Origin of the sequence: Pigmentiphaga sp. GD03639 (assembly GCF_029845405.1) — a bacterium.
In the GTDB taxonomy this organism is placed as follows: domain Bacteria; phylum Pseudomonadota; class Gammaproteobacteria; order Burkholderiales; family Burkholderiaceae_B; genus Pigmentiphaga; species Pigmentiphaga daeguensis.
The window spans coordinates 1-16,296 of record NZ_JAOCLR010000024.1 but is presented as its reverse complement, the minus strand read 5'-3'; the positions used below and the strand labels follow the sequence as shown (position 1 = coordinate 16,296).

Genomic DNA, 16,296 nt, shown 5'->3' with positions numbered 1-16,296 from the left:
GTGATGAAGGACGAGGTCAGTGCGCGCGCCGGGAACGGGCCCGGGCGAGAGCGGCCTCCAGTATGGCACGCTTGCGCTCGGCCGCCTGATCGCCGGCCTGCGCTTCGGCCGGCAGGGCGGGGGACGCAGGCTCTGCCACGGCCGAACGGGCGCGCAGCCGCTCCTGGTCCTCGCGGCTCTCGCGGTCCAGCCGCGCCTGGCGACGCTGGTGGCGGGCGCGGGCCGCGGCGGCGTCGCCGTCGGTCCAGGCGCGCGCCGGTTCGACGGGCTCCATGCTGATGCAATCGACGGGACAGGGGGCCACGCACAAGTCGCAGCCCGTGCACAGGGCCGCCAGCACGGTATGCATGGCCTTGTTGGCGCCCACGATGGCATCCACCGGGCAGGCCTGGATGCACAGCGTGCAGCCTATGCAATGCTGCTCGTCGATACGGGCTACCTGCAGGGGAAGATGCCGGCCCCGCGTCTCGTCCAGGGGCAGGATGGGCTTGCCGAGCACCGCCGCCAGCCTGGCGATGCCGACATCGCCTCCGGGCGGACAGCGGTTGATGGGTACCTCGTCATCGACCAGCGCCTGCGCATAGGGCCGGCAGCCGTCATAGCCGCACTTGGTGCACTGGGTCTGCGGCAGTTGCGCATCGACGAGATCGACCCGATTCACGGCTGGCTTCCGGTCAAGCCGCGTCCCGGTGCTGGCGGATGAACTCGGCGATCTGGGGACAGATGACTTCGCGCCAGCGCCGGCCCGAGAAAATGCCGTAGTGCCCGCAGCGCGGGGCGGTGAAATGGCGCTTGCGATCCGCCGGGATGCCGCTGCACAGGTCCTGCGCGGCCTGGGTCTGGCCCGACCCCGAGATGTCGTCCAGCTCGCCTTCGATCGTGAACAGCGCCACCGAGCGGATGTCGGAAGGCTTGACCAGGTGGCCGTTCACCTTCCAGACGCCGCGCGGCAGCTCGAAGTCCTGGAACACGGTGCGTATCGTGTCCAGGTAGTATTCGGCGGGCATGTCCAGGACCGCGTTGTACTCGTCGTAGAAGCGGCGGTGGGCCTCGGCATCGTCATCGTCGCCGCGCACCAGGTCCAGATAGAAGTCGTAGTGCGACTTGAGGTGGCGGTCGGGATTCATGCTGACGAAGCCCGCGTGCTGCAGGAAGCCGGGATAGACCTTGCGCCCCGAGCCGGGGAAGCGCGGCGGCACTCGGTGGATGAGGGTGTTCTCGAACCAGGAGTAAGGCTTGGTCTTGGCGAGGTTGTTGACCTGCGTGGGGGACTTGCGCGGGTCGATGGGGCCGCCCATCATGATCATGCTGCGCGGCAGCTTGGGGTCGTTGTCCGAAGCCATCAGCGATACCGCCGCCAGCACCGGCACCGTAGGCTGGCACACCGAGATGACATGGACGTCCGGGCCCAGCTGGCCGATGAAGTCGCGGATGTAGTCGACGTAGTCGGCCAGGTGGAAGGGGCCGGCCGACTGCGGCACCATGCGGGCGTCGATCCAGTCGGTGACGTAGACGTCGTGTTCGGGCAGCAGGGCGCGCACGGTATCGCGCAGCAGCGTGGCGTGGTGGCCGGACAGCGGCGCCACCAGCAGCACCGTGGGGTCGGGCTTGCGCCGGGCCGCGGCCTTGCGGGGCGACACCGGGGTGCGCACGAAATGCACCAGGTTACAGAAGGGCCGGGCCGCCGCGATCTGTTCCGTGACGGTGGCCTCGGCGCCGTCGAGCGTGGTGGTGGGCAGGTCCCAGGCCGGTTTCTCGTAGTCCTTGCCCAGCCGGTACAGCAGCTCGTAGCCGGCCGCCAGCCGCCGCGACAGCGGGGTGTAGGCAAGCGGGCTATAGGGATTCGAGAACAACTGGGCCGACGCATCGGCGAAGTGGGCAAAGGGCGTCAACAGGGCGCGCTGCCATTCATGTAATTGGTACAGCATCTTTGCTCCAGACCACGGGATGGGCAATCGATTCACCAGTAAACCGATTATATTGCATTGCACAATCGGTGTGTCACGCCGGCCGCGCAACTCGGTGTCACCAATAGTTTTCCACGGCCAGATTGCCTGGTTTACCCCGCCGGGAGGCCCCGAAACCGCGTTCCGCCAGCAATTTGCGCAAATCAGACACCATTTCGGGGTTGCCGCACAACATGATGCGCGAACGCGACGGATCCAGCGTGACGCCGGCCCGGCGTTCCAGCTCGCCGCTGGCGATCAGCGTCGTGATGCGGGCATCCATGGCGCCCTCGACCCGCTCGCGCGTGACCGAGGGCAGGTAGATCAGCTTGCCCGGCTGTTCCCGGCAGAATTCGCCGAAGACCTCGTGGTCGCGCAGCCCTTCTATGGTGTCCCGGTAGACCAGTTCCTCGGCCGTGCGCACGCTGTGGACCACGATCAGATGATCGTAGGTCTCCCACACCTCCAGGTCCTGCAGGACGGAAACGAACGGGGCGAGCCCCGTGCCGGAGGCCAGCATCCACAGATCCTTGCCGCTGGGGAACGCGGCGGTGGTCAGGAAGCCGAAATTGGTCTTGTCGACGTAAAGCTTGTCGCCTTCGCGCAGGTGCTCGAGCGCGCTGGTGAACTCGCCGTCGGGCACGACGATGGAGAAGAACTCCAGGAAATCGTCGTAGGGCGCCGACACGATCGAATAGGCCCGCCAGACGATGCGGCGGCCCGACCCGTCCTCGGCGTCCGGATCCGGGCGCTCGATGCCCAGCCGCGCGAACTGTCCCGGCACGAACCGGAAGCCGGGCGAGCGCGTGGTGCGGAACGAGAAGAGCTTGTGCGGCACCCAGGTCTTGACCCAGGTAACCGTCTCGACGGTGTACTTGTCCGACATCAATCCATTAATTCCGGGCGGCGGGTTACCCCAGGGCACAGCGGATCCGGCTCCGCCGGTCCGCCAGTGCCGCCCCCTGGGGGGCGCGCGTCAGCGCGTAGGGGGGGGCCTACCTCTCGAGAAGATCCAGCTTGCCTTCCTTGTCCTTCCACTCGTCGGCGTCGGGCAGGGGCGGCTTGGTGCGCGTGATGCTGGGCCAGCTTTGCGACAGGTCGGCGTTGATCTGGATGAAATGCATCTGGTTGGCGGGGACGTCTTCCTCGGCCAGGATGGCATTGGCCGGGCATTCGGGGATACAGACGGCGCAGTCGATGCACTCGTCGGGATCGATCACCAGGAAGTTCGGGCCTTCGCGAAAGCAGTCGACCGGGCAGACATCCACGCAATCGGTGTATTTGCACTTGATGCAGTTCTCGGTCACGACGTGAGTCATAGGCGGCTCCAGGACGATGCTGGATAAAAGTTCAGGTCAGCCCATGATTTTACCGGACTCGGGCGGTTCGGCCGGCCATTCCCCTTGAAGGGCCATGGGAGTGGGCGGTGGAGGGCGGCCTTGGGCGGGGGTAAGTCCTCTCTTGTGCTATTTTCTTCGGTTACACAACAGGCATCCCTGGAGACCGTACGATGCGATCCACCCTGAACGTCCTGCGCAAGAAGCTTGCCGCGGGGCGGAAGATTTCCATGCTGACGTGCTACGACGCCGGTTTCGCCAAAGTCATGGAGGACGCGGAGGTCGATTGCATCCTGGTGGGCGACACGCTGGGCATGCTCGTGCAGGGCAGGGATTCGACGCTGCCGGTCCTGTTGCAGGACATCGCCTATCACGTCTCCTGCGTCGCGCGTGGCACCCGGCGTCCGTTCCTGCTGGCGGACATGCCTTTCGGCACCTACCAGGAAAGCCCGCAGCAGGCCCTGCGCAACGCCGTGACGCTGATGCAGGCCGGCGCGCAGATGGTCAAGATCGAGGGCGGGGCCGAACTGGCGCCCACCATCGAACTGCTGACCCGCAGCGGCATCCCCGTCTGCGGCCACATCGGCCTCCTGCCGTCCCACGTGCATGCCCTGGGCGGCTACCGCGTGCAGGGCAAGGAAGACGCCGAGGCGCGCCGCATCGTGGCCGATGCCCGCGCGGTCGAGGCGGCCGGCGCGGCCATGATGGTGATCGAGGCGGTTCCCGACCCCGTCGCCCGCCAGGTGTGCGAGGCGGTGCAACTGATCACCATCGGCATCGGCGCCTCGGTGGCGTGTTCCGGCCAGGTGCTCGTCCTGCACGACATGCTGGGCCTCACGGCCACGCCCGCCAAGTTCGTCAAGAACTACATGGTGGGGGCGCCCGCCGGCGGCGATGCGGTCCTGCAGGCTTTCCGGCGCTATGCCCAGGAAGTGGAGACCGGCGCGTTTCCCGGCGTGGAGCACGTCTACGGCATGACCGCCGGCAACATCGGTACCCCCTACGGCAACCAGAGCGGTTCTTAGCCATGATCATCACGTCTTTGCTGGATACCGACCTCTACAAGTTCACGATGATGCAGGTCGTCCTGCATCAGTTCCCCGCGGCGCAGGTCGAGTACAAGTACAAGTGCCGTACCCCGGGGATAGACTTGCATCCCTATGTGGACGAGATCCGCGAAGAAATCGAGGCGCTGTGCGAGCTGCGCTTCACCCAGGAGGAACTGGACTACCTTGGCGGCATGCGCTTCATCAAGAGCGATTTCGTCGACTTCCTGAGGCTGTTCCACCTGCCCCGGCGGTGCATCTCGGTGTCCAAGTCGCAGTCGCCGGGTGAGCTCGACATCATCGTGCAGGGGCCCTGGCTCCACACCATCCTGTTCGAGATCCCGGTGCTGGCCATCGTCAACGAGGTCTATTTCCGCAACAACCACCTGGTGCCGGCCTATGCCGAAGGCCGCCAGCGCCTGATGAGCAAGGTGGAACTGGTGCGCGGCGACCCCGCCCTGCGCGACTTCCATATCGCCGACTACGGCACGCGCCGCCGCTTCTCCAAGGCCTGGCACGAGGAAGTCATCATCACGCTCAAGGACCAGATGCGCGAGCATTTCGCGGGCACCAGCAACGTGTATTTCGCGATGAAGCACGGGTTGACGCCGCTGGGCACCATGGCGCACGAATACCTGCAGGCTTGCCAGGGCCTGGGGCCGCGCCTGCGCGACTCGCAGATCTACGGCTTCGAAGTGTGGGCGCGCGAATACCGCGGCGACCTGGGCATCGCGCTGTCCGACGTCTACGGCATGAGCGCCTTCCTGCGCGATTTCGACATGTATTTCTGCAAGCTGTTCGACGGCGCGCGGCACGACTCGGGCGATCCCTTCAACTGGGGCGAGCGGCTGCTGGAGCACTACAAGCAGAACCGGGTGGATCCCCGCACCAAGACGCTGGTGTTCTCGGACGGCCTGACTTTCCCGCTGGCGATCAGCCTGGCCAAGCACTTCGCGGGGCGTTGCATCACCGCCTTCGGCATCGGCACCAACCTGACCAACGACCTGAGCTACCAGCCCCTGCAGGTGGTGATGAAGATGGTCAAGTGCAATGGCCAGCCGGTGGCCAAGGTGTCCGACACGCCCGAGAAGACCATGTGCGAGGACAAGGCCTACCTGGCCTACCTGCGCCAAGTGTTCGAGATCCCGCCGGAGCAGGTGGGCGAGACCGCCGACGATTGAGCGGGGCGGCTGGCCCCGGGGCTACACCCCCAGGTAGCGGCTGAGCGCCTCGGGCCGGTGCGCGAGGTCCTGCGCCTGGCCTTCCAGCACCATGCGGCCCTTCTCCATCACGACCAGCCGGTCGGAATTGGCCATGACCATCCGGTAGTTGCGGTCCACCACCAGGGTGGCCAGGCCGCTGCGCCGGATGTCGCCGATCACCCGCCAGATCTCGGCCACGATCAGCGGCGCCAGTCCTTCGGTGGCTTCGTCCAGGATGACGGCGCTGGGATTGGTCATCAGCGCGCGGCCGATGGACAGCATCTGCTGTTCGCCGCCCGAGAGCTGCCAGCCCAGGTTGCCCATGCGTTCGGTCAGCCGGGGAAAGGTGGCCAGCACGCGTTCCAATGTCCAGTCGGCCTGGCCGTCGACGCCGCGGCGCGCAGCCATGACGAGGTTTTCCTTCACGGTCAGGTTGGGGAAGATGCCCCGGCCCTCGGGCACGTAGGCGATGCCGGCCTTGGCGGCTTCGTAGGGCTTGCCGCGCGACAGGTCGCGGCCGGCTATCGAAATGCGTCCGTCGCGTTGCTTGACGTGGCCCAGCAGGGTGCGGATCAGGGTGGATTTCCCCATGCCGTTGCGGCCCAGCAGGCCGACGGTTTCCCCGCGCCCCAGGCGGAAATCCACCCCGTGCAGGATATGGCTGCTGCCGTACCAGGCGTGCACCTGGCTGGCGTCGATGAGCGCTTCCATCTGTCTTCCTTTTCTCCGGCCGCCGGGGTCAGTGGGCCGCGCCCAGGTAGGCTTCCTGGACGTCCGGGTTGTTGCGCACGTCGGCCGGCAGCCCGCTGGCGATGGGGCTGCCGTTGACCATCACGGTAATGTCGTCCGCCACCGCGAATACCGCGTCCATGTCGTGCTCGACCAGCAGGATGGCATGGCCCTGCCGCAGCCGCCGCAGCAGCTCCAGCATGCGTTCGGATTCTTCCGCGCCCATGCCGGCCAGCGGCTCGTCCAGCAACAGCACCGTGGGCGAGGTCGCCAGGCACATCGCCACTTCCAACTGGCGCTTCTGGCCGTGCGACAGGCTGGCGGCGGTCTTGCCCGCCACCGCGGCCAGCCCGGCGCGCTCCATGACTTCATCGGCGCGGTCCAGACTGGCGCGGCAGGCTTGGGCCGATTGCCAGAAATGCCAGGGACGCTGCGTCCGCGCCTGCGCGGCCAGCCGGCAGTTCTCGCGCACCGTCAGCGGCAGGAAGATCGTGTTGCGCTGGTAGCTGCGCCCGATGCCTGCCTGCGCGCGGCGGGGTTGCGACCAGTTGGTGATTTCCCGCCCATGCAGGCGGACGTGGCCGGCCGTGGGGGGCAGCTCGCCGGACAGCAGGTGGATGAGGGTCGACTTGCCCGCGCCGTTGGTGCCGATCACGGCATGGATGCGGTCTGGGGCGAGCGACAGCGAGACGTTGTCGATGGCCCTGAGCGCGCCGAAGTGGCGGCTCAGGCCCTGGGCTTGGAGCACTGCCGTCATGTCGTCTGTTCCGTAGCGGGGGTCGGGGTGGGGGAGGCCTCGTCGCCGGCTGCCGTGGCGGCGGGAGGCAGGGCGCGGGGCCGTCCGCGGCGCGGCATGCGCAGGCGCGAGAAACCTCCCGCCAGGCCCTGCGGCATCCAGGCGACGGCAAGGATGATGAAGCCGCCCATGAGCAACTGCCAGTGCTTGGTCAGATCCTGGAACCACTCCGCCAGCAGGACGAAGGCGAAGGCGCCGATCACCGCGCCCGCCAGGCTGCCCAGCCCGCCCAGGATGATCATCAGCAGCGCGTTGCCGGACTGGTGCCAGGACACCAGTTCGGGGTTGACGTAGCCGTGCTGGGTGGCATACAGGAAGCCCGCCAGCCCCGCCAGCGCGCCGCCCAGGGTGAAGCTGGCGAGCTTGTAGGCAAGGGTGTTGTAGCCGGCCGCCCGCATGCGCGGCTCGTTGTGCTTGATGCCCACCAGCGCGTGGCCCAGGCGCGACCGCAGCACCAGCCCCAGCACGGCCAGTGTCAGGGCCAGCCCGGCCAGCGTGAACCAGTAGAACTGCGGCGCCTGGTCCAGGTCCACCAGGGCGCGCCCGGCCAGCGTGAAGGCCGGCTTGTTGTAGATGTAGGTGCCGTCGCTGCCGCCGAAGGCCTCGACGTCGTGGAACACGAAGTACACCAGTTGTCCGAAGGCCAGCGTGACCATGATGAAATAGATGCCGCGCGTGCGCATCACCAGCAGGCCGATCAGGAGCGCCAGCAAGGCGGCGCATCCGACGGCGGCCAGGAGCAGCAGCCAGCCGTTGCCCGCCTCGTAGCGCGGCGTCAACATCGCGACCGCATACGCCGCGGCGCCGAAGTAGGCCGCGTGCCCCAGGCTGACCAGTCCCGTGTAGCCCACCAGCAGCTGCAGGCTCAGCGCGAAGATCGCCATGATCAGCACCTTGGCGCCCAGCTCGACGTGGAACGGCGTGCCGACCGGCTCGGGCAGCACCGGCAGCAAGGCCAGCACCGCCAGCGCCACGATCCAGGCAAGAAGAGAAGAAGCTTTCATTCCATATCCACCGTTGCTCCCGTTGGCAGCCAGCGAAGCGCCGCTGCCACAACCCAAAATAAAAGCACTAGACCCAGGATGCGGAGGATCCGGCTCTGCCGGTCCTCTCGCATCGCCCCCTGGGGGGCGCGCGAAGCGCGTAGGGGGGGGCCTCTAAGTCCCTTGTTTGAAGAGGCCTTCCGGTTTCCACAGCAGGATGGCGGCCATCAGCACGTAGATCAGCGCGCCGGCGGCCTGCTGCCAGAACACCTTGCCGAAGGTGTCGACGAAGCCGATCAGCAGCGAGGCCACCAGCGCGCCCTTGATCGAGCCGATGCCGCCGATGACCACGACGACGAAACAGATGATCAGCACCGATCCCCCCATGCCCGGATACACCGAGGACACCGGCGCCGCGATCATGCCGGCCAGCACCGCGATGGCCACGCCCACGGCGAAGACGATGCGATACAGCAGCGAGATGTTGATGCCGAGCGACTGCACCATTTCGCGGTTGGTCGCCCCAGCGCGCACCATCATGCCGAGCCGTGTCTTCTTGAGCGCGGCATACATGGCCACGGCCAGCAGCACGCACACGCCGGAAATGAACAGCCGGTAGATCGGGTACGTCATGTCGTTGCCGATGGCAATGCCGCCGGCCAGCCAGTCGGGCACCGGCACCCCGTGGACGTCGTCGCCCACCAGGATGCTGCGCATTTCCTCGAACACCAGGATCAGCCCGTAGGTCATCAATACCTGCTGCAGGTGCTCGCGTTCATACAGGAAGCTGAAGAAGCACCACTCCAGCACATACCCGAACGCCACCGCCAGCACCACGCCCAGCACCAGCGCCGCCACGAAATTGCCCGTCAGCGACGACAGCGAGAACGCCATGTAGGCGCCGATCATGTAGAAACTGCCATGCGCCAGATTGATCACGCCCATGATCCCGAAGATCAGCGTCAGCCCGCTGGCGATCAGGAACAGCAGCAATCCATACTGCACGCTGTTCAAACACTGAATAAGAAACGTCGTCAAATCCATCCCACACTCCGCCATCTAGATACGACAACCAGGCCAGCGTCGAACGGCATGCTCGGCTTTCCCACATGGAACCAAAACACGCCCCCCCCCCGCTAGCCTGGTTTTTCCCCAGGGCACAGCGGATCCGGCTCCGCCGGTCCGCCAGTGCCGCCCCCTGGGGGGCGCGCGTAAGCGCGTAGGGGGGGGCATTCCCTTGGGTTACATCCTGCAGCCCCGCGCCGGATCGGCCAGCGCCTTCACCGCCACGCCCACCAGCTGGTTGGTCTTGTTCTCGACCTTGCGCAGGTAGATGTCCTGGATGGGGTTGTGGGCCTTGGACATCGTGAACGGGCCGCGCGGGCTGTCGATCTTGGCCTGCTCCATGCCCTTGACGACGGCGTCGCGCTTGCTGATGTCGCCGCCCGCGGCCTTCAGCCCGGCGTCCAGCAACTGGGCGGCGTCATAGCCCTGCACGGCGTAGACGTCCGGCTGCAGCTTGTAGGTCTTGGCGTAGTCCGTGCGGAAGGCCTTGTCCTTGGGCAGGGTCAGGCCGTCGGCGTAGTGCAGCGTGGTCAGCAGGCCGTCGGCCGCCGCGCCCTGGGCCTCCAGCGTGCCGTCGGTCAGGAAGCCGGCGCCGTACAGGGGGATCTTGTCCTTCAGGCCCGCCGCGGCGTAGTCCTTGACGAACTTGACCGCGCCGCCGCCGGCGAAGAACACGTAGACCGCGTCGGGCTTGAGCGCGGCGATCTCGGTCAGCAGCGCCTGGAATTCCACGTTGGGGAAGGGCAGGTTCAATTGCTTGATGACCTTGCCCCCCTTGGATTCGAACCCCTCCTTGAAACCGTTGGTGGATTCGTCGCCGGCCGCGTATTTCCAGCTGAGCGTGACGGCGGTCTTGTGCTTGAGCTGGGTGGCGGCGACCAGGCCCATGGCGTAGGCCGGCTGCCAGTTGCTGAAAGACGAGCGGAAGATGTTGGGCGCGCACAGCGGGCCGGTGACGTCGTCGGCGCCGGCGTTCGGGATGATGAGCAGCGTCTTGTTGTCCTTGGCGACCTTGGCCATGGCCATCGCGACGCCGGAGTGGACGGTGCCCACCAGCACGTCGACCTGGTCGCGCTTGACCAGCTTGTTGGCGTTGTCCGAGCCCTTGGCCGGATCGGATTCGTCGTCCACCTTGAAGTACTCGATCTCGCGCCCGGCCAGTTTGCCGCCCTGTTCCTGCACGTACAGCCGGAAGCCGTTCTCGATGGCGGTGCCCAGGGCGGAATAGGTGCCGGTGTAGGGCAGCATGAGGCCGACCTTGACCTTGCCGGGCGCCTGGGCGCCGGCGGGCACCGCCAGGCACGAGGCAGCCATCATGGCGGCGGCGAGGACGGTGAATTTGCGTTTGGAAGCGTTCATCGCGAGTCTCCTGGTGGGCGGCCATGCTGCGTGGTCGGCTGCCCTGTTCTTGGTGGAAAAGGCCGATGCGCCATGCGGATGCGCATCGTTGCGGCGTCCGGCAAGCCGGACAGGGTGCTACGTGCGGTGGCGCCGCATGAACGCCACGCTTGCCTCGATCAATCGGGCGGGCTGGTCGCGGTGCGGCGAGTGGCCGCAGTCGTCCAGCTTGAGCAGTTCGGCATGGGGAACCTCCTGGGCGATGCCGTCTATCTGGGCCATGGAGCCGTATTCGTCGTCATGGCCCTGCACCGCCAGTACGGGACAGCGTATGGCGGACAGCAGCGCCTGGATGTTCCAGTGCTTGAATTCCGGGTTCAGCCAGACGTCGTTCCAGCCCCAGAAGGCCGAGTCCGGGTCGGCGTGGTAGCGCGCGAGCTTGCTGCGCAGGTCCGTCGTGACGTAACCGTCGCGTGCCTGCTGGATGCTGGCCAGCGTGACGGGTTCGACGAACAGGTGGGGCGCGGCCACGATCAATCCGCCCACGCGGCCGGGCCAGGCCGCCGCGTGCAGCAGCGCGATCGATCCGCCGTCGCTGTGCCCGTACAGCCAGGGCGGATCGGCCCGGGTGTCGTGGCCGACGGCCTCGAAGAAGGCCGGCAGGAAGTCGCGCGCCTGGCGGTGCATGAAATCGACCGGCCATTTTTCGTGCGCGGGACGCGGGCTGGACTGGCCGTAGCCCCAGCGCGACAGGACCAGTCCGCGGCAGCCGGCGGCCTCGCACAGCGCATAGGGGAAGTCCTTCCACATCGTGACCGATCCCAGGCCTTCGTGCAGGAACACGAGCAGGGGCTGCCGGGTCCGCTGGGGGGCGATGAGCACGTACTCGATGTCGTGCCGCATGCCGTCCCAGGAGACGTCGGCGAACCGTACGGGCAGATCCTCGGCGATGCCCGAGACGGCGGCGTTCAACGGGGCGCGCGAGTTCATGCGTGGACTCCCTGCGACGCGGCCTCTTGTTCGCGCAGGCGGAAGCGCTGGATCTTGCCGGTGGCGGTCTTGGGCAGGTCGCCGACGAATTCGATCTGGCGGGGATACTTGTGCGGCGCCAGCCGCGACTTCACGAACGCCTTCAGGTCGGCGGCCAGCGCATCGCTCGCCTGCTGGCCGGGCTTGAGCACCACGTAGGCCTTGGTCTTGGTCAGGCCTTCGGCGTCGGCCACGCCGATGACGGCGGCCTCCAGCACGGCCGGATGCTGCACCAGCGTGGCCTCGACCTCGAAGGGCGAGACGTACTGGCCGCTGACCTTGAGCATGTCGTCGCTGCGGCCCGCGTAGGTGTAGTAGCCGTCGGCATCGCAGCTGTACTTGTCGCCGCTCCTGGTCCAGGCGCCCAGGAAGGTCTCGCGGCTCTTGTCGCGATTGTTCCAGTACATCAGCGCCGAACTCGGACCGCGTATGTAGAGGTCGCCGATCTCGCCGACCGCCACCGGCTTGCCGTCCTCGCCCCGCAGCTCGACCTCGTAGCCGTCGACCGGCTTGCCCGTGGTGCCGTAGCGCACGTCGCCCACGCGGTTGGAAATGAAGATGTGCAGCATTTCGGTCGAGCCGATGCCGTCGATGATCTCGCAGCCGAAATGCGAGGTGAAGCGTTCGCCGATGTCCTGGGGCAGGGCTTCGCCGGCAGACGAGCACAGGCGCAGGGCGACCTGGTCGCGCGGCGGCAGCGCGGGACTGGCGAGCATGCCGGCATAGCCGGTGGGCGCGCCGCAGAAGATGGTGGGCCGCAGGCGGGTGAGACGCTCGAAACAGGCTTCGGGGGTGGGGCGTTCGGCCATCAGGACCACCGTGGCGCCCACGCTGAGCGGAAAGGTCAAGGCATTGCCCAGGCCGTAGGCGAAGAACAGCTTGGCGGCCGAGAACACGGTATCGTCTTCGCGCATGCCCAGCACGGGCTTGGCGTAGAGCTCGGCCGTCCAGTAGGGGTTGCCGTGGGTGTGCACCGTGCCCTTGGGCTTGCCGGTGGACCCGGACGAATACAGCCAGAACGCGGGTTCGTCGGCAAGCGTGGGGGCAGGCGCCGCGAGCGGCTCATGCCCGGCCAGCAGGTCGTCGAAGTCCAGCGTGCCGCCCGCTTCGCCGTCTGAGCCATCGCGCGAGACGACGATATGGCGCACGCCGTGCCGGCACGCGCCTAGCGCGGCGGAAAGCTTGGGCAACAGGGCGCGGGAGACCAGCGCGGCGCGGGCGCGGCTGTGTTCCAGCATGTAGGCGTAGTCGGCCGGAGTGAGCAGCGTGTTGACCGCCACCGGCACGATGCCGGCATAGAGCGCGCCCAGGAAGGTGACGGGCCAGTCCGTGCAGTCGTTCATCAGCAGCAGGACGCGGTCCTCGGGCCGGATGCCCAGGCCAAGCAAGGCGCCGGCCGCGCGGCGCACTTTTTCGTCCAGTTCGCCGTATGTCAGCCGGCCGCGATCGTCGATGTAGGCGGTCTTGGCGGCGCGCTCGGCATTGATCGCCAGCAGGTGGCCGGCGAAATTGAATTCCGGCGGTGGGGCGGAGCAATCGGCAGGCATGATGGTCTCCTCGTTCATGCAATAAGGCGCGAAATCGCCGGCGGCCTCTGGTCGGGCCTGGCGCCGGCGGGCTCTCGTGTCAATGTCCTGGGACGCCCTCCGGCGCGGTGCCGTCCAGAAGGTCCGTCACGGCGGCGGCGGCCTGGACGGCGGCGCGGCGGTGATAGAAGCCGAGGGCCCGCAAGCCGCCCAGTTCCTCGCCGCCGCCGGCCCGGCCGGGGCCGCCGTGCAGCGACATGGGCATGACGTTGCCGTGGCCGGTATGGACGGCTGCCACCTCGGGAGTCACGACGTGCACGCGTCCATGGCTGTCGGCCAGCGCCAGCGCCGCATCGGCGGCCCGCGCGGTATCGGCCGTGTAGAGGGAGGCCACCAGCGATCCCTGCCCCAGGCGTATCTGGGCCAGCGCGTCGGACCATCCGTCATAAGGCAGCAGCGTGGCGACCGGACCGAACACCTCGGTGTCGTGCACGATGCAGGCGGCCTCGCGGCGGCCGGCGCCCAGCAGCGTCGGGCCGACACAGGCGGCCACGGCCGGGTCGGCATCCACCAGCGGGGCCGCCGAACCGTCGTGCAGGACGTCCGCGTGCCGGCGCAGGGCCGCGGTGCCAGCCCGCACGCTCTCCCATTGCTGGCGGCTGGCCAGCGCGCCCATGCGGACCGTTTCGTTGCGCGGATTGCCCACGGTGATGCGCGACAGTTTCGCGGCGATGGCCTCGCCCGCTGCCGCGTAACAGGACGCGGGAACGAAGATGCGCCGGATGGCCGTGCATTTCTGCCCCGACTTGACCGTCATTTCACGCACCACTTCGCGTACCAGCAGATCGAAGGCCTCGGAGCCGGGCTGCGCGTCGGGCAGCAGCAGGGCGCTGTTCAGGCTGTCGGCCTCGATGTTGACTCGCACCGAGCGGCGCACGACGGCATCGTGCGAGCGTATCGCCGAGGCGGTCTCGGCCGAGCCGGTGAACGACACCACGTCGAACGGCTGCAGGGGCGACAGCAGCCCTTGCGCGCTGCCGCAGACGACGGACAAGGCGCCGGCCGGCAGAATGCCCGCGGCGATCACGTCGGCGACCATCGCCTGCGTCAGCCACGCGGTGGCGGTGGCCGGCTTGGCGACGACAGGTACTCCCGAGAGCAGCGCCGGCGCGGCTTTCTCCCACAGGCCCCAGGCGGGGAAATTGAAGGCGTTGATGAACAGGGCGAGGCCGCGCGTCGGCACCTGCACGTGGCGGCTGCGGAACGCGCCGTCCTTGGCCAGGGGAACGGTCTCGCCATCCGGCAACCAGTGCGTGCCGCCCAGCGACGCGCCCCAGCGGGCGTATTGGCCCAGCGTGAAGATGGCGCCGTCGATGTCGACGGCGGAGTCCTGCCTCGTGGTGCCGGAGTTGGCCAGCGCGATGTCGAAGTAGCGATCGCGGTTGGCCTTGAGCACGTCCACGATGCCGGACAGCAGGCCCGCGCGCTGCGCATAGGTCAGGGCGCGCAGCGCGGCGCCGCCTTCGTCGCGGGCGTAGGCATAGGCTGCTTCCAGGTCCAGTCCGGCGTTCGAGACGCGGACCAGCTCGGTGCCCAGCACCGGGTCGAAGAGCGGTGTGCCGGGGCCGCCGCCGGTCTGCCAGCGGCCCGCCAGGTGGTTGGGAAGAAGTTCGCTCATGATTGGGTGAATTCGATGGCGCCGTCGGGCAGCAGATACAGGACCAGCGCGCGGCCGCCCGCGACGGTGGGGCGATGGGCGCTGCCGGGCGGATAGACCTTCCAGCCCGCCGGCGTGCCGTCGAAGCGGGCGCCGGCCGTCTGGGGCATGACCATGTCTATTTCGCCGTTGGGATGGACGTGGTGGGGGCCGGCCAGGTCGGTCATGTCGACCACGTCCACCGAGAAGCCGGCGGAGCCGGGCCCGGGCTTGACCACCCGGCCGTAGCGCACGCCGCCGGCTTCCCGGTTGCACAGCCAGCCCTCGTCCACGCCGGCTTCACAGGCGCGGGTCATGTCGCGGAACCAGTCCGAGCCGGGGCCGTGCTGGCGGTTGAGGTAGGCCTCGAGCGCGGCGTCCACGGGGCGGCCGGCAATGGACTGGGTTATCGTCTTTACCAGGGATTCAAATGAATCGCGCATGAACTCGTCTCCTCAGGCATACTGAACTTCATGTCGCCGCATTCTTGATCATGAAGTATCGTGCATGTTCATGTGTCGAGACAATACGCGGCATGCTTGGGTCGTGTCAAAAAGAATCTGCATCCTGCGGGTAAATCCCAGGGGTGCGCATCATCTTGCGGGTGAGGTCCGATGAAAGAAGAGGCAGTTTCCGAAGCGGGGCAGGCCGCGGCCAACGACGCGCCGGCCAAGGAGCCTTTTCTGGTGACGCTGGGAGAACGAATACGGACGCTGCGGGCCAGGCGAGGCCTGACCCGCAAGGCCACGGCCTCGGCAGCCGGGATTTCCGAGAGGCATCTCGCCAACCTGGAGCTGGGCACGGGCAACGCCTCCATCCTGATCCTGCTGCAGGTTTCCCAGGCCTTGCAGTGCTCGCTGGCCGAAATCCTGGGCGATGTCACCACCACCAGTCCGGAATGGCTGTTGATCCGCGAGTTGCTGGAAGGCCGCTCCGAGGCGGACCTGCATCGCGCCCGCAATACCTTGACGGAAATGTTCGGCTCGCGCGGGGACAATCATTCCCGCCTGTCCCGCATCGCCCTGGTCGGCCTGCGGGGGGCGGGCAAGTCCACGCTGGGGCGGATGCTGGCCGAGGACCTGGGCTACACCTTCATCGAGCTGAGCCGGGAAATCGAGAAAGTGGCCGGCTGCAGCATCGTCGAGATCCATTCGCTGTACGGCGCCAACGCCTATCGCCGCTACGAGCGGCGGGCGCTGGAGGAGACCGTGCAGATCCATCCCGAGGTCGTGATCGCCACGCCGGGCGGCCTGGTGTCGGACGTCTCGACCTTCAATCTGCTGCTGTCGCACTGCTATACGGTCTGGCTGCAGGCCGACCCCGAGGACCACATGCGCCGGGTCGTGGCGCAGGGCGATTTCCGCCCGATGTCGGGCAGCCGCGAGGCCATGGACGACCTCAAGCGCATCCTGGCGGGGCGGGCGGCGTTCTATGCCAAGGCCGACGCCCGCTACAACACCAGCGGCCATTCGCTTGAAGAGGCTTTTGCCGGCCTGCGTTCGCTGGTGCGCAATGCGGCGGGCATGGTGGACTGGAGTATGTAGTAGAGCCCCCCCCTACGCGCTGACGCGCGCCCGGCATGGTGAGCCCCCAGCCGCTACGC

Annotated in this window: 16 protein-coding genes; 3 read left to right on the top strand and 13 right to left on the bottom strand. The window is 67.5% G+C overall.

Going from position 1 to position 16,296, the window contains the following annotated elements; translation table 11 throughout:
* Nucleotides 1-16 precede the first annotated feature (16 nt).
* The 4 genes from rsxB to fdxA form a co-directional block, all read right to left on the bottom strand.
* Nucleotides 17-661, bottom strand: a complete 645-nt coding sequence (gene rsxB / locus N5K27_RS21305) for an electron transport complex subunit RsxB (RefSeq protein ID WP_087841405.1) — start codon at nucleotides 659-661, stop codon at nucleotides 17-19.
* 13 nt (nucleotides 662-674) lie between these two features.
* Nucleotides 675-1,928 carry a polyhydroxyalkanoate depolymerase gene (phaZ, locus tag N5K27_RS21300; protein ID WP_087841404.1) on the bottom strand — a complete coding sequence of 418 codons (1,254 nt, stop codon included), beginning with the start codon at nucleotides 1,926-1,928 and terminating at the stop codon, nucleotides 675-677.
* Nucleotides 1,929-2,025: 97 nt separating this feature from the next.
* Nucleotides 2,026-2,832 (bottom strand): ferredoxin--NADP reductase, encoded by an 807-nt coding sequence (locus N5K27_RS21295; RefSeq protein WP_279818608.1) that lies wholly within the window; start codon nucleotides 2,830-2,832, stop codon nucleotides 2,026-2,028.
* Between the two features lie 109 nt (nucleotides 2,833-2,941).
* Entirely contained in the window at nucleotides 2,942-3,265 is a 324-nt protein-coding gene (gene fdxA, locus N5K27_RS21290) for a ferredoxin FdxA (RefSeq protein ID WP_087841403.1), read from the bottom strand.
* Nucleotides 3,266-3,456: 191 nt separating this feature from the next.
* On the opposite strand from fdxA, the gene panB reads away from it, so the two are divergent.
* Nucleotides 3,457-4,308, top strand: a complete 852-nt coding sequence (panB, locus tag N5K27_RS21285; RefSeq protein WP_087841402.1) for a 3-methyl-2-oxobutanoate hydroxymethyltransferase — start codon at nucleotides 3,457-3,459, stop codon at nucleotides 4,306-4,308.
* Nucleotides 4,309-4,310: 2 nt separating this feature from the next.
* The gene (gene pncB / locus N5K27_RS21280) at nucleotides 4,311-5,510 is read left to right on the top strand and encodes a nicotinate phosphoribosyltransferase (RefSeq protein ID WP_132980054.1); all 1,200 of its coding nucleotides are present in this window, start codon (nucleotides 4,311-4,313) and stop codon (nucleotides 5,508-5,510) included.
* A 21-nt stretch (nucleotides 5,511-5,531) separates the two neighbouring features.
* Here the strand turns inward: pncB and N5K27_RS21275 are convergent, their stop codons facing one another.
* From N5K27_RS21275 to N5K27_RS21235, 9 genes are all read right to left on the bottom strand, one after another.
* Nucleotides 5,532-6,242, bottom strand: a complete 711-nt coding sequence (locus N5K27_RS21275; RefSeq protein WP_132980055.1) for an ABC transporter ATP-binding protein — start codon at nucleotides 6,240-6,242, stop codon at nucleotides 5,532-5,534.
* 28 nt (nucleotides 6,243-6,270) lie between these two features.
* Entirely contained in the window at nucleotides 6,271-7,017 is a 747-nt protein-coding gene (locus tag N5K27_RS21270) for an ABC transporter ATP-binding protein (RefSeq protein ID WP_132980056.1), read from the bottom strand.
* Entirely contained in the window at nucleotides 7,014-8,060 is a 1,047-nt protein-coding gene (locus N5K27_RS21265) for a branched-chain amino acid ABC transporter permease (RefSeq protein ID WP_132980057.1), read from the bottom strand. The genes N5K27_RS21270 and N5K27_RS21265 overlap by 4 nt, the downstream gene beginning before the upstream one ends.
* A gap of 153 nt (nucleotides 8,061-8,213) precedes the next feature.
* Nucleotides 8,214-9,083: a branched-chain amino acid ABC transporter permease gene (locus N5K27_RS21260; protein ID WP_087841397.1), complete on the bottom strand. Its 870-nt coding sequence runs from the start codon at nucleotides 9,081-9,083 to the stop codon at nucleotides 8,214-8,216.
* A gap of 198 nt (nucleotides 9,084-9,281) precedes the next feature.
* On the bottom strand, nucleotides 9,282-10,421 hold the full coding sequence (locus N5K27_RS21255) for an ABC transporter substrate-binding protein (protein ID WP_243724593.1): 1,140 nt from the start codon (nucleotides 10,419-10,421) through the stop codon (nucleotides 9,282-9,284).
* 159 nt (nucleotides 10,422-10,580) lie between these two features.
* Entirely contained in the window at nucleotides 10,581-11,345 is a 765-nt protein-coding gene (locus N5K27_RS21250) for an alpha/beta hydrolase (RefSeq protein ID WP_279818697.1), read from the bottom strand.
* A gap of 83 nt (nucleotides 11,346-11,428) precedes the next feature.
* On the bottom strand, nucleotides 11,429-13,018 hold the full coding sequence (locus N5K27_RS21245; RefSeq protein ID WP_254914688.1) for a benzoate-CoA ligase family protein: 1,590 nt from the start codon (nucleotides 13,016-13,018) through the stop codon (nucleotides 11,429-11,431).
* 79 nt (nucleotides 13,019-13,097) lie between these two features.
* Complete coding sequence (locus tag N5K27_RS21240; protein ID WP_087841394.1) at nucleotides 13,098-14,675, bottom strand: 3,4-dehydroadipyl-CoA semialdehyde dehydrogenase; 1,578 nt, start codon at nucleotides 14,673-14,675, stop codon at nucleotides 13,098-13,100.
* Complete coding sequence (locus N5K27_RS21235; RefSeq protein WP_279818602.1) at nucleotides 14,672-15,136, bottom strand: DUF4863 family protein; 465 nt, start codon at nucleotides 15,134-15,136, stop codon at nucleotides 14,672-14,674. Before N5K27_RS21235 ends, N5K27_RS21240 begins: the two co-directional genes overlap by 4 nt.
* A 171-nt stretch (nucleotides 15,137-15,307) precedes the next feature.
* Between N5K27_RS21235 and N5K27_RS21230 the strand changes: the two genes are divergently transcribed.
* Nucleotides 15,308-16,237 (top strand): helix-turn-helix transcriptional regulator, encoded by a 930-nt coding sequence (locus N5K27_RS21230; RefSeq protein WP_087841392.1) that lies wholly within the window; start codon nucleotides 15,308-15,310, stop codon nucleotides 16,235-16,237.
* Nucleotides 16,238-16,296: the final 59 nt, after the last annotated feature.

Bases quoted from the DNA above. Each gene is read 5' to 3' on its own strand.
- N5K27_RS21245 (WP_254914688.1), bottom strand. From the start codon at position 13,018: ATGCCTGCCGATTGCTCCGCCCCACCGCCGGAATTCAATTTCGCCGGC.
- N5K27_RS21295 (WP_279818608.1), bottom strand. From the start codon at position 2,832: ATGTCGGACAAGTACACCGTCGAGACGGTTACCTGGGTCAAGACCTGG.
- N5K27_RS21230 (WP_087841392.1), top strand. From the start codon at position 15,308: ATGAAAGAAGAGGCAGTTTCCGAAGCGGGGCAGGCCGCGGCCAACGAC.
- N5K27_RS21260 (WP_087841397.1), bottom strand. From the start codon at position 9,083: ATGGATTTGACGACGTTTCTTATTCAGTGTTTGAACAGCGTGCAGTAT.
- N5K27_RS21275 (WP_132980055.1), bottom strand. From the start codon at position 6,242: ATGGAAGCGCTCATCGACGCCAGCCAGGTGCACGCCTGGTACGGCAGC.
- N5K27_RS21250 (WP_279818697.1), bottom strand. From the start codon at position 11,345: ATGCGGCACGACATCGAGTACGTGCTCATCGCCCCCCAGCGGACCCGG.
- N5K27_RS21255 (WP_243724593.1), bottom strand. From the start codon at position 10,421: ATGATGGCTGCCTCGTGCCTGGCGGTGCCCGCCGGCGCCCAGGCGCCC.
- N5K27_RS21240 (WP_087841394.1), bottom strand. From the start codon at position 14,675: ATGAGCGAACTTCTTCCCAACCACCTGGCGGGCCGCTGGCAGACCGGC.
- pncB (WP_132980054.1), top strand. From the start codon at position 4,311: ATGATCATCACGTCTTTGCTGGATACCGACCTCTACAAGTTCACGATG.
- phaZ (WP_087841404.1), bottom strand. From the start codon at position 1,928: ATGCTGTACCAATTACATGAATGGCAGCGCGCCCTGTTGACGCCCTTT.
- N5K27_RS21265 (WP_132980057.1), bottom strand. From the start codon at position 8,060: ATGAAAGCTTCTTCTCTTCTTGCCTGGATCGTGGCGCTGGCGGTGCTG.
- fdxA (WP_087841403.1), bottom strand. From the start codon at position 3,265: ATGACTCACGTCGTGACCGAGAACTGCATCAAGTGCAAATACACCGAT.
- panB (WP_087841402.1), top strand. From the start codon at position 3,457: ATGCGATCCACCCTGAACGTCCTGCGCAAGAAGCTTGCCGCGGGGCGG.
- N5K27_RS21270 (WP_132980056.1), bottom strand. From the start codon at position 7,017: ATGACGGCAGTGCTCCAAGCCCAGGGCCTGAGCCGCCACTTCGGCGCG.
- N5K27_RS21235 (WP_279818602.1), bottom strand. From the start codon at position 15,136: ATGCGCGATTCATTTGAATCCCTGGTAAAGACGATAACCCAGTCCATT.